General features: G+C 49.4%; 8 protein-coding genes. 7 read left to right on the top strand and 1 reads right to left on the bottom strand.

All coding sequences use genetic code 11. The features are described 5' to 3' along the window. Positions 1-130: 130 nt before the first annotated feature. The 7 genes from A8C56_RS12670 to A8C56_RS12640 all read left to right on the top strand — a co-directional run bounded on the left by A8C56_RS12670 (position 131) and on the right by A8C56_RS12640 (position 11,700). A complete protein-coding gene (locus tag A8C56_RS12670; RefSeq protein WP_067756566.1) occupies positions 131-1,738 on the top strand; it encodes a hypothetical protein in 1,608 nt (535 codons plus the stop codon). A 141-nt stretch (positions 1,739-1,879) separates the two neighbouring features. Beyond that, on the top strand, positions 1,880-3,511 hold the full coding sequence (locus tag A8C56_RS12665; RefSeq protein WP_245645449.1) for a glycoside hydrolase: 1,632 nt from the start codon (positions 1,880-1,882) through the stop codon (positions 3,509-3,511). A 19-nt stretch (positions 3,512-3,530) separates the two neighbouring features. Then, positions 3,531-6,314 carry a sugar-binding domain-containing protein gene (locus A8C56_RS12660; RefSeq protein ID WP_084490189.1) on the top strand — a complete coding sequence of 928 codons (2,784 nt, stop codon included), beginning with the start codon at positions 3,531-3,533 and terminating at the stop codon, positions 6,312-6,314. 4 nt (positions 6,315-6,318) lie between these two features. After that, a complete protein-coding gene (locus A8C56_RS12655) occupies positions 6,319-7,611 on the top strand; it encodes a glycoside hydrolase family 88 protein (protein WP_071609338.1) in 1,293 nt (430 codons plus the stop codon). Between the two features lie 36 nt (positions 7,612-7,647). Next, positions 7,648-9,663, top strand: coding sequence for a polysaccharide lyase family 8 super-sandwich domain-containing protein (locus tag A8C56_RS12650; RefSeq protein ID WP_067756559.1), 2,016 nt, complete (start codon positions 7,648-7,650; stop codon positions 9,661-9,663). A 10-nt stretch (positions 9,664-9,673) separates the two neighbouring features. Continuing rightward, positions 9,674-10,384 (top strand): SGNH/GDSL hydrolase family protein, encoded by a 711-nt coding sequence (locus A8C56_RS12645; protein ID WP_067761973.1) that lies wholly within the window; start codon positions 9,674-9,676, stop codon positions 10,382-10,384. A gap of 101 nt (positions 10,385-10,485) precedes the next feature. Further along, positions 10,486-11,700 (top strand): glycoside hydrolase family 88 protein, encoded by a 1,215-nt coding sequence (locus A8C56_RS12640; RefSeq protein ID WP_245645448.1) that lies wholly within the window; start codon positions 10,486-10,488, stop codon positions 11,698-11,700. Between the two features lie 133 nt (positions 11,701-11,833). On the opposite strand, the gene A8C56_RS24485 is transcribed toward A8C56_RS12640, so the two are convergent. Continuing rightward, positions 11,834-11,992 (bottom strand): hypothetical protein, encoded by a 159-nt coding sequence (locus A8C56_RS24485; protein WP_157097969.1) that lies wholly within the window; start codon positions 11,990-11,992, stop codon positions 11,834-11,836. Positions 11,993-12,124 lie beyond the last annotated feature (132 nt).

The raw sequence follows: 12,124 nt of genomic DNA, 5'->3' as shown, positions 1-12,124 counted from the left end.
CAGGGTTTTGATCGTTATGTTGTTACGTTGTGTGCAGGAACCACTAAGAATAGTTACGTCTTAATATTCCGTGTATTCTTAATGGTTTTTACAGGTAATCAACTTTATTGAATTTTAAAATAGTCCGGTTATGAAAAGAATATATAGCAGCTTATTGACGGGTTTAGCCCTATTATGGCTGTTTGCTGCCTGCAACAAGGCGCTCACCTTTCCTGAAGGCAGCACCACCCCGTTGCCGGTGCTGGAGGGTGCTACTGCCCGCCTGCATTGGATCGGGCCCCGTTACAAAGTGGCCGTACAGGCAACTATAAAGGATGAGCAGGGAATAAAAAAGGTGCAGATGCGGAACAGCGAGTGGCAACTGGATACGCTTTTTAATGTCAACGATCAACAGACGTTTTCTATAAAGGACAGCTTCCCGGTGCCAAAGGATGTGAATCCCACGGAGCATAAGCTGGAGTTCCTGATCACCAATACACAGGGTGGTCTGATCAAGAAATATGTAACAGTAGAGGATCTTTCGGCTGAAAACCTTATCCCCGGGTATGATCCTGATGAGCTGCCGCCGGATATAGAGGTGGTGAAACCTGCGGTGACCAAATTCCTGGGATTTTCGGCAGTGCCTGTTAAAGTTGATTTTGAAGCTAAAATCAGTGATAGGGAAATTGATAACATCGAGATCAAGCTGTGGGGAGAGACTGCGGATGGCCAGCCGGTAGAGCATTACGAAATGATTACACCGGAAGACAGCGCTGCTAAAAAACAATACACATTGACAAAAAGCCTGGAACTGCCTGCCGGAAAACCGGGATTGTACCAGTATATTATACGGGCTACGGATGCAAGCGGCAATAAAAAGACGATGGGCGGAGAGGTAAGCGTAGGATATGTGGATCGTCTTTATCTGTCCGATGCACAGAATGCCGCAGAAGTGACCGGGCAGGGATACGACCAGGCAGGAGGCTGCCGGGGGATCGGTACGATCTACTCCATGAAAAAACAGGGGGCTAATACGTTTCTGATCGATTACTATTACCCCGCTGCAGGAACGGAAAATATCCGGTTTATTGCGTTCCTGGGTAATGACAAACCCTTTAACAACACCGGTGGCACACAGGCCGGGATCAATTATACACTGGATGGTGAAAATGTCATAGGTTCAAGCGCGGCTTCACCAGGAACACTTACTGTAGACCTGCAACAGGCGGGCTTTAAGCTGCCGGTATCACAGAAAGGATATTACCACATTACTGTAGATATGACCAGGCGTACAATAAGTGCTACACCTTACACGCCCACATTACCGGCAGATGCCCTGAAATATCCGGGATGGTCCGATGCCAGTCCCTGGGAGTATCTTTCCGTAACAGGGCCTACCGTTACCGGCAGTGCAGGCGGGTGGACCGAAGCGGCCACTTCACCCAAACTGATGCGTGACCCGGATAATAAATATTTATTTGCCGGCACCTTCCAAACCACCGGGGGATCGTCAAATATGAGCCTGAATGCGCCTTTGGCCGTTTTGGGCGGGGATGTATGGGGCAAGGGATGGTTCCGCCTGTCGGCAGCCAGGGCAGTCATGAAAGATGATTATGGGGATCTGATCACTATTGTAGGGGCTGTGGGTGCCAGCTCCGGTGGCGCCAACTGGGGCTTTTCAACCAGTCCGGCAGGTACTTATAAAGCCTCTTATGACCTGGTGTTACAACGGTTCCGGATTGTGAGGATAGGAAATTAAGAAAAGGAATAGCGATAATAAGGAGGGAAGGATCTGGCGCATAACGTTTTTATGGTTCGTACAGATAGCGGGGAAGGTTGCCGTGGTACATGTCCCTGTGCAATATATCCAAAAGGACTTTAAACGTGAATAAACAATCGGATGGAATTTTTTAAAAACAGATCGGAAAGCAAACGGAAAAAAATAAAAGAAGCAGTAAAAAAGGCAGGATGTGTCTTTGTGCTGTTGCATGTGTTGTCGCTCCCCTGGGCCTGTGATAAAAAGCCGGCGGACAATAGGGCCGGCACCGTTGAACCACCGGATAAAATAGTAGTGACACTATACCCATCAAAGGAACAGCAGACCATACACAGCTTTGGTGCTTCGGATTGCTGGACCGCAAAATTTGTGGGCAACTGGCCGGATGAACAGAAAAAGAACCGGATTGCAGACCTGCTTTTCAGCATGGATACATTAAGGGATGGAAGCCCGGAAGGCATTGGACTTTCGTTATGGCGGTTTAACATCGGTGGCGGAAGTTTTGAGCAGGGCACTGCAAGCAATATAAAAGATGAATGGCGGCGGGAAGAATGTTTTATAAATGCAGATGGCTCCTACAACTGGAAAAAGCAAAAAGGTCAGCAATGGTTTTTGCAGGCGGCGCGGAAACGGGGGGTGGCGTACACATTGGGCTTTTCATTAACGCCTCCTGTGTTTATGACGCAGAACGGAAAAGCCTATAATGCTTCAGGAGGAACGCGAATGAATATCCGGGAGGGAATGATGGGGGCTTATGCTGCTTTTCTGGCAAAAGTAACTGCTCATTTTAAATTTGATTTCCTGAGCCCGGTAAATGAGCCCCAATGGAAATGGGGCAAGGCCGATGGTGCCGGCCAGGAAGGCACACAGGCCCTGAACACGGAGATTGCTGCGTTGGTGAAGGCGATTGCGCTCAAAATGAAAAATGTTCCTGCAAAGATCGTGGTGGGCGAGGCGGGCCAGTGGGATTATGTCTTTGGCAAAAATGAAAAAGGCTGTGGCGATCAGGCCCGCCGGTTTTTTACGCCGGGCGCCGCCACCTACATCGGCGGCCTGCCGCAGGTAGCAGGCATTATTTCTGCGCACAGTTATTTTACAACCTGTCCGGATGCAGCAGCCGTTAGCATCCGGCAGCAGGTGCGTTCAGTGGCACAGCAGCTTGCACCCTTACAGGTATGGCAAACGGAGTTCGGTATTCTTGGCAATATCTGTAATCAATACAGGGGCGCACCACGCAATACCGGTATTGACTACGGATTGTATGTTGCTAAAGTCATCCATTATGATCTGACCGTTGCCAATGCCACTTCCTGGCAGTGGTGGCTGGCCATGAGCCCTTATAACTACAGCGATGCGCTGGTATACATCAACACGCCTTCCGGTAAAATAGACGCCTCAGCCTGCAAAACAGATGGGATCGTTTCAGATTCAAAACAGCTTTGGGCGCTTGGGAACTTTGCCCGTTTTATACGGCCGGGAATGAAACGGATTACAGTAACGGTCTCCGGCAAGGCAGCAGCCGGGAACGTTCTGGTATCGGCGTATAAGGAGAAGGATACAAAGAAGACGGTTGTGGTGCTGATCAACCCGGAGGACCGGGAACAGTCCGTACAATTGAAGGGTATAGAACATCAGCCGCTTGGGGTGTATACTACAGACCGTATACAGAACCTGAAGCATTCAGTGGTACAGCCAAATGAAATGCGGCTGCCTCCTAAATCAGTAGTAACCGTAACCGGAATGTGCCGGCAATAACAGTAACAATTTTGAGCAGATGATGAAACGAATTCCTGTTTACTGGATAACAGCAATACTGCTGGGCAGTGTGTTTACAATACAGGCGCAGCAAAATAAATTATCCTTCCGTAACACATTAGGATTGGAAGGGGTGTGGAAGTTTAAGCTGGACCCCTTTGAAACCGGCGTAAACAGCAATGGGGTGCAGTTACTGCCACCGCTGGCAGAAACGATCACACTGCCTGGTTCCACCGATCAGGCGGGCAAGGGGTACAAGACCCAGGGCATGACCTCACTGCGTTTAACACGCGCCTTTGAATACAAGGGCATTGCCTGGTATGAGAAAGAGATCGAAGTGCCGGAGCAGTGGAAAGATAAGGAAGTAGAGCTCTTCCTTGAAAGGGCGCACTGGCAAACAGATGTATGGATCAATGATAAGCCGGCGGGCAAACGGGAAAGTCTTTCCGTACCCCACCGCTATATGATCACGTCATTGTTACGGCCCGGTAAGAAAAATAAAATACGGATCAGGGTCAACAATGATAAGATCTACGATATTGAATATGCGCATGCCATCAGTGCAGAAACGCAAACCAACTGGAACGGCATCATTGGAAAGATAGAACTGCGGGCCTTTGACCGAGTACATATCGCAGATGTACAGGCTTACCCGGATGCCGCGAAAGGAACAGTACGGCTGCTTGTCAGCATTTGCAACACCACCGGTAAATCAGTGCAGGGAAGCATACAGTGCAATGGTGCAGTTGTACATACAGCAAAGCCACAGTCAGTGCCGGAAAAGGAGATCCGTTTTTCCGGAGCAGATTTCCTGATCACCGTTACAACGGAGATTCCGCTGGGAACACCTGTACAGTTATGGGATGAATTTGATCCCGCGCTTTACCGGTTACAGCTGACATTGAATGCAACGGGTAAAGACCACCGGTATAACGATGCTACCACAGTGACATTTGGTGTGCGTGAGCTGACCACACAGGGCACCCGTTTTGTTTTTAATGGAAGGCCCGCATTTATAAGAGGTACCGTGAACTCTTCAGAATTCCCGCTTACGGGCTATCCGCCCACAGATAAAAAGGAGTGGATCCGGATCTTCACCACCTGTAAGGATTATGGTTTGAACGCCATGCGCTTTCATACCTGGTGCCCGCCGGAAGCAGCTTTTGAGGCGGCCGATGAACTGGGCTTTTACCTGCAGGTGGAAAATCCCGACTGGCGGTTTACTGTTGGAAAAGACAGCGCTGTGAACGGTTTTTTACGCAGGGAAGGGGAGCGGATTTTAAATGCCTATGGCAATCATCCGTCCTTTATTATGTTCTGCGAAGGCAATGAGCTGGTAGGGCCAACAGTAAAGGAATTCCTTACGGCACAGGTCACCCACTGGAAACAAATGGACCCGCGGAGGCTCTATACGGGAAGCGCAGCATATCCCCTGATCGATGCAAACGATTACCACGTGCTGTATGGTGCCCGTCCGCACCGCTGGAAGGAAGGGCTGAAAAGCCGGTTCAATGTAAAAGCGCTGGATACCTGGTATGATTATTCAGATTATGTGATCAAAAACAAGGTGCCGATGATCACGCATGAGGTCGGCCAGTGGTGCGTATATCCGGACTTTAATGAGATTCCGAAGTATACCGGTGTATTAAAACCCTATAATTATGAACTGTTCCGGGAACTGCTGCGCGAACGCAATATGCTGGACCAGGCAGAAGATTTCATGATGGCTTCCGGGAAGTTCCAGGTCATCCTGAAGAAGGAAGAAGTGGAGTCTTATCTGCGTACACCCGGACTGGGCGGTTATCATATGTTACAGCTGAATGATTTTCCCGGCCAGGGCACAGCCCCCGTGGGCGTGGTGGATATTTTCTGGGACCCCAAGCCCTATGTAACTGCGGCAGCCTTCCACAAATTTCAAAACACACGGGTACCTTTATTACGTACCGCATCTTTTACGTGGACGAATGCGCAGACCTTTACAGCTACGGCGCAGTTTGCTAATTTTGACAGCGCGGTATTGAAAGGCACTGTTGGGGAATGGCGGCTTTGTTTCCCGGATGGAAAAGTATATGCTTCGGGGAGTTTTGCCCCGGCTGATATTCCGGTAGGAAGCCCGTTTACATTAGGGGAGATCTCCGTGCCACTGGATAAAATTGAGACCGCCACACAGCTGAAGCTTACGATTAATATCCGTAGTACTTCTTACAGTAATGACTGGAACCTATGGGTATACCCGCAAAAACAGGAGGCGGAAGCAGACCCGGGTAAGGTACTGGTGGCCGATAGCTGGAATAAGCGGGTGGCAACGGTTTTGGAGAAAGGCGGCAGCGTGCTGTTGCTGGCAGATACTGCAAAACTGCGCTCCGATGTGGCACCGGGGTTCTCCGGCATTTCCTGGAACACCGTATGGTCCGGCATGCCCCCCAATCTTTTGGGCATACTTTGTGACCCGGAGCATCCGGCATTGCAGTTTTTTCCTACGGCATTTCATTCCGACTGGCAGTGGTGGGATCTTGTGGCGCATTCAAAGCCTGTGGTGCTGGATCATTTTCCGTTCGGGTTTAAACCGCTGGTGCAAATGATCCCGGACTGGAACAATCCCCGTAAGATCAGCCTGGTGTTTGAAGCACGCGTGGGTAAAGGCAAACTGCTGGTTACGGCCATCGATCTGAAACACCAGATGGAACAACGCCCTGTGGCCCGGCAATTACTGTACAGTCTGAAACGGTATGTCAGCAGCAATGCGTTTGCTCCCACGGAAGAAGTGCCCCCGGCTTTGTTGCAGCAGCTATTTAAAAAATAATGGGATGAATTTTGAGCACGATATAAAGAATGGTTTAAAGAAGATCTTACTTGGAAGCAGCCTGTTGTTTTGGGGTGTAATGCCATCCCTGGTAGATGCCCAGGAACAAAACCGGCTGCAACCCGATCCGGGGCTGCAGGCAGTAGTAACGGAAAGTTTACAGGCTTCTGTGCGCCAGTACGCTTATTTAAAACAGCGGCTGCAGCCGGATCAATGGCCCAGGACCTTTGAGAACGGAAAATTACAAACGGCAACGCCTTATGCGTGGACCAGTGGTTTTTATCCCGGCGGACTATTGTATCTGTATGAGTTTTCGCATGATAACAGTTTATTAAAAGAAGCAAAGGCAAAACTGGAAAAGATGGAGCCGTTGAAAACGGTAACGGCTAATCATGATCTGGGCTTTATGATGTATTGCAGTTTTGGCAATGCCTACCGGTTGTTTGGTGACCCGGCAGATAAAGCCATCCTGGTACGCTCGGCACAGTCACTGGCCCGCCGGTTTGATCCGAGAGTGGGATGTATCCAGTCCTGGGACCAGGTAAAATCTCTTGATGGAAAGCGGATCCTGAAATTTCCGGTAATCATTGATAATATGATGAACCTGGAGTTGTTGTTCTTTGCATCAAAGGCAACAGGAGAGTCCTTCTACAAAGACATTGCAGTAAAACATGCGGAGATGACCATGAAGAACCATGTGCGTCCCGATTTCAGTTGCTATCATGTAGTAGACTATGATGTGGAAACAGGAGCGGTGAAGAGCCGGGAAACACAGCAGGGATTTTCGGATAATTCGGCCTGGTCGCGCGGACAGGCCTGGGGCATCTATGGGTTTACCATGGTATACCGGGAAACAAAGGATCCGCGTTTTTTACAAACGGCAAAAGGCATGACCGATTTTTTCCTTAGTCATCCGAATCTGCCGGAAGATAAGATCCCTTACTGGGATTTTAATGTGGGCCAGAAAGGATTTGATCCGCCCTGGAATTATGATCCTTCAAAATATAAAACGGTTCCCCGCGATGCATCGGCGGCGGCCATTACGGCTGCTGCGCTGCTGGAGCTGGCAGGATATGTTGATCCCGGAACGGGTGGTCGTTATCTGCATGCGGCGGAATGGATGCTCCGGTCGTTATCCTCACCGGCTTACCGCGCTGCAACCGGTGAGAACGGCGGGTTTATCCTGAAACATGCATCAGGCGGAGTGCCGGGAAATGTTGAGGTAGATGTACCGCTGATTTATGCAGACTATTATTATATTGAGGCGCTGATGCGTTACCGGGCCCTGGGAAAATAAGGGGGCACTGGTTTTTGAAGATCACAAAAATAGTATATGCGCAGGATCGGTTTAAATATTGTTTTTATCTTTTTGTTAGTGGCAGGTGCACAGGCACAGGCGGACACCCTGCTGAACCGGTACAGCCAGTACCTGTTCCGTACCGGTATATTGCCCGTAAAAAGTATTACCGGCTGGATCCGTACCCTGGAGCCGGATGGCCGCTGGCCGGATATTGATTATAATGATAAGGAGCCAGCGGCATGGAAAGTGCCGGACCACCTGAAGCGCATACGCGATATGGCACTGTGCTGGGCAGCTCCGGCATCACCGGACCGGAACAGCGCCCTGCTGCTGGCCGCAATAGAAAAAGCGCTCGACCACTGGCTGCTGAAACGGTACCAGAGCACTAACTGGTGGCACAATGAAATAGGCATTCCCCGTTATATGCGGGATATCCTCATCCTGCTCCGGAAACAATTGAGCCCGCAACGTATGAAGCAGGCACTGGAAGTGCTGAACCAGTTGCGGGTGCACGAGGATTATCTTGCGGGCAACCTGGTATGGTGCGCCGACCTGGGGATGCATTACGGAGCCCTTACCGGTGATGAAAAGCTGGTGCAGCGATGCAGAGACCTCATCCTTCGGGAAATTAAAACAGGAACAACAGAGGGCATTCAGCCGGATTACAGTTTTCAGCAGCATGGCCACCGGTTGCAGATGTACCAGTACGGGAAAGCTTTTTTATGGGAAAGCCTCCGCATTGCATGGCAGTTAAAAGGTACAACGCTGGCCTTTCCGGAGGAAAAGGTAGCGTTGCTCACCGGAATGATGCTGAACGGATGGCAATGGATGGCCCGGGGCATTTACACGGTGCCCGGAACCATGGATCGCTCGGCCTCAAGAAAAGGAGAGCTGGAAAGTGCAGACGTGCGTGCATTAATACCTTTTATGAAAGAGCTGCAGCCCTCCGGAGCGGCGGAGTGGGACCGACTGAGCAATATCCAGAATGGCAGGGAAAGCCTGCTGGGTTTCCGCTATTATCCCTATTCTGATTTTACTGCATACCACCGGAACAGCTTTAGTTTTTTTCTGAAAACCATCTCCACCCGTACACTGGCCACCGAGTCCATCAACCATGAAAATCTTAAAGGACGGTTGCTCAACAGTGGCGATGCCTATCTCATCAGGGATGGTAAGGAATATACGGATCTGATGCCGGTATGGGATTGGGCGCACCTGCCCGGGATTACTGCTTTTAAAGGCGCTTATCAGGCGAACCGGCAGGCTTTTGCGGGCAGTGTTGGGGATTCAATGTATGGGGTAACGGCCATGCACTACATTGTTACAGATACTACCGGAAAACAAACACTGGAAGCCCGTAAGCTCTGGGCCTGCTATCAGGATAAGGTCATCTGCCTGATAGCGGATCTGAAAACCAGGCAGTTGCCTGGTACTGTTTACACTGCATTGGATCAATGCCGTTTGCGCGGCCCTGTTACGATCAACAGTCAGCAACAGGTAGTATGGAATGGCGTCAGGCGGCTTACTAATGTGCGCTGGATCCATCATGCGGGCTTTGCGTATATACCGCTTCAGCCGGCTGTTGTGGAGCTGCATGCGGAGAACGTTTCCGGAACCTGGTACGCCATCAATAATGCAGAATCCCGGGATACGGTACGTGAAGCCGTTTTCATGCCGGTAATGTGGCACCCGCAGCTGCAATCCTGCGGCTATGTTTTAAGTGCCGCTAAAACTGCAGCACAGGCAGCAAAGCTGGCTTCAAAACCGGACTGGAACGTATTGCAGAATGACAAATCCATACAGGCAATACGGTTTTCAGATGGTGTGGTGATGGCCGCTTTTTATGCACCGGGCAAACTGATGCTGGATCAGCAGCATTACCTGCAAACGGACCGGCCCTGCATGATCCTTCTCAACAAAGGAAAATTATATGTCAGCGATCCGTTGCACAGGGGCGGGATGGTGATAGTACAGATAGCCGGACAGGAATGGAAGTTGCAGCTGCCGGAGGATGGCACTACGATAGCTGCCGGCATTAATGAAATTTAAAAAAATAAGAATGAAAAAAAGAATCGCTCGTTTATTATTACTCTTTTTTGCATTGCATATGGCTGCGGCCGGAATAGCGCAGGCAGATCCGCAAACCTATCTGGACGATATAAAGACCGAATTAAAAAAGAAATGGCCGGCTAACCGCACCATCAACCTGGTGTTTCACGGGCATTCTGTGCCCAGCGGGTATTTTCAAACCCCCGCGGTGCACACGCTGGAAGCCTATCCGCATCAGGTGTTGCAGCAATTAAAGGAGCAATACCCCGATGCCGTGATCAATGTGATCACTACTTCCATTGGGGGAGAAAACTCTGTACAGGGGCAGAAGCGGTTTAAGAAAGAGGTGCTGCCGCATCGCCCGGATGTATTGTTCATCGACTACGCCCTGAACGACCGGGCCATTGGGCCGGAAGCATCGCGGATCGCTATGGAGAAAATGATCCGGCGGGCGCTGAAAAAGAAAATAAAGATCATCCTGCTGACGCCATCCCCGGATCTGACCGTGGATATCCTGAAGCCGGGTAACATCCTGGATCAGTTCCGCCGGCAGTTGATACAGCTTGCCGCAAAATATAAGATCGGCCTTGCAGACAGCTATGACGCTTTTTATGAACAGGCCCGGAGCGGAAAACAGCTTCGTGATTATATGGCGCAAAGCAACCATCCTAACGGAAAGGGGCACCGGCTGATCGCAGAACGGATTATGAAATGGTTTTAGGTTGAAAAGATAGTTCCCCGTATTGATTAGTGATCTTAATTGTTTAATGGTTCAAATACATTTGCCTTAAAAACAAGATTGTTGAAGCTAAATAGCATATTATGAATAAAATCGGGGTGCGTAAGATTGGTGGGTTACTTTTATGTTGCTTTTTGTTGAATGGGTTAAACGGACAACATCAGGTAAAGACCCGGAAAGAACTGCAGCGGGAAGTCATACGGTGCATCAATGAATCGGCACAGCAATATAAAGTAATGATGCAGCGGCTGGATGCAGCCCGTTTCCCGGTTACCTGGTATGCCAAAGAAGACAAACTGGTAACCAGTGGCTCCGAACCCTGGGTAGGTGGTTTTTATCCCGGGGCTCTACTGTACCTTTTTGAGTATACAAAGGATAGCGCTTTGTACAAGGAAGCTTTACAAAAATTAAACGTCCTGGCAAAGGAACAATACAATAAAACAACGCATGATCTGGGCTTTATGATGTATTGCTCTTTTGGCAATGCCAACAGGCTGGCGCCGAAGCCGGAATACAAAACGATCCTGATCAACAGCGCGCGGTCGCTGGCAAGCCGGTTCAATGAAAAGGTTGGTTGTATCCGTTCCTGGGATTCAGATCCCGGCAGGTTCATGGTGATCATCGATAATATGATGAACCTGGAACTGCTGTTTGAAGCTACCCGGATGACCGGTGATTCCTCCTTCTACCGCATTGCGGTAGCGCATGCCAATACAACTATGAGGCATCATTTCCGCCCGGACTACAGTTCGTATCACCTGGTGATCTATAACCCGGCAAATGGCAGCGTGTTAAAAAAGCAAACAGTGCAGGGCGCTGCAGACAGCTCTGCATGGGCGCGGGGACAGGCCTGGGGCCTTTATGGGTACACCATGGCTTATCGTGAGACCCGTGACCCTAAGTACCTGGAGCAGGCCCGGCATATTGCGCGCTTCCTGCTGCAGCATCTGCGCCTGCCGGCAGATAAAATACCCTACTGGGATTTTGATGCCCCCGGCATCCCCGATGCGCCCAGGGATGTTTCGGCCGGTGCCGTTATCTGTTCAGCCCTGCTGGAGCTGGCTACGTATACGCCTTTAAAAGAAAGTAAAGGTTATATGAAAGCGGCGGAGAAGATGCTGCAAAGCCTTTGTTCACCGGCATATCGTGCCACTATCGGCGGGAACGGCGGTTTTCTCCTGAAACATGGGGTGGGCAACTATCCCAGGAAAGCAGACATTGATGTGCCGTTGATCTATGCCGATTATTATTATACTGAAGCATTACAACGGTACCGGAAACTGGGAATGAAGCGGTAACAAACGTAGCCGGGGCTGAATATGTTGTTGGATCTGGAATGACTGGAGCCAAAACCGTTATTCCAATTTTACTTGGCTGCAATAAAAAAAGCGTCAGTTGCTGACGCCTTAAAATTTATTTTATACGTTTACTTTATGCAGATGTAATTTTTACTTTCTGCAAATGGCTTTTTGCATCTTCAACTTTTTGGGGAAATAAAACCTTGCCTTTAAGTTTAGCGGCAATTAAAGACAAAAGCCCGGCTTCAGTTACCTTTACCAACTTTTTTGATTTTGTCTTTTTAGTTTCCATGCAACAAAATTATATATTTTTTTGAAAAAGAAATACAGAATCATATGCTTTATAACATTCATAAGGTCCTAACAGAATATGCTGTGTTTGATCTTTAATGCCACCAAGAAAATGATAATCAGCTATTAATTC

It is taken from the genome of Niabella ginsenosidivorans, from assembly GCF_001654455.1.
GTDB classification, from domain to species: Bacteria; Bacteroidota; Bacteroidia; order Chitinophagales; family Chitinophagaceae; genus Niabella; species Niabella ginsenosidivorans.
This window is presented reverse-complemented; position numbering and strand designations above follow the sequence as displayed.

Bases quoted from the DNA above. Each gene is read 5' to 3' on its own strand.
- A8C56_RS12670 (WP_067756566.1), top strand. From the start codon at position 131: ATGAAAAGAATATATAGCAGCTTATTGACGGGTTTAGCCCTATTATGG.
- A8C56_RS12665 (WP_245645449.1), top strand. From the start codon at position 1,880: ATGGAATTTTTTAAAAACAGATCGGAAAGCAAACGGAAAAAAATAAAA.
- A8C56_RS12660 (WP_084490189.1), top strand. From the start codon at position 3,531: ATGATGAAACGAATTCCTGTTTACTGGATAACAGCAATACTGCTGGGC.
- A8C56_RS12655 (WP_071609338.1), top strand. From the start codon at position 6,319: ATGAATTTTGAGCACGATATAAAGAATGGTTTAAAGAAGATCTTACTT.
- A8C56_RS12650 (WP_067756559.1), top strand. From the start codon at position 7,648: ATGCGCAGGATCGGTTTAAATATTGTTTTTATCTTTTTGTTAGTGGCA.
- A8C56_RS12645 (WP_067761973.1), top strand. From the start codon at position 9,674: ATGAAAAAAAGAATCGCTCGTTTATTATTACTCTTTTTTGCATTGCAT.
- A8C56_RS12640 (WP_245645448.1), top strand. From the start codon at position 10,486: ATGAATAAAATCGGGGTGCGTAAGATTGGTGGGTTACTTTTATGTTGC.
- A8C56_RS24485 (WP_157097969.1), bottom strand. From the start codon at position 11,992: ATGGAAACTAAAAAGACAAAATCAAAAAAGTTGGTAAAGGTAACTGAA.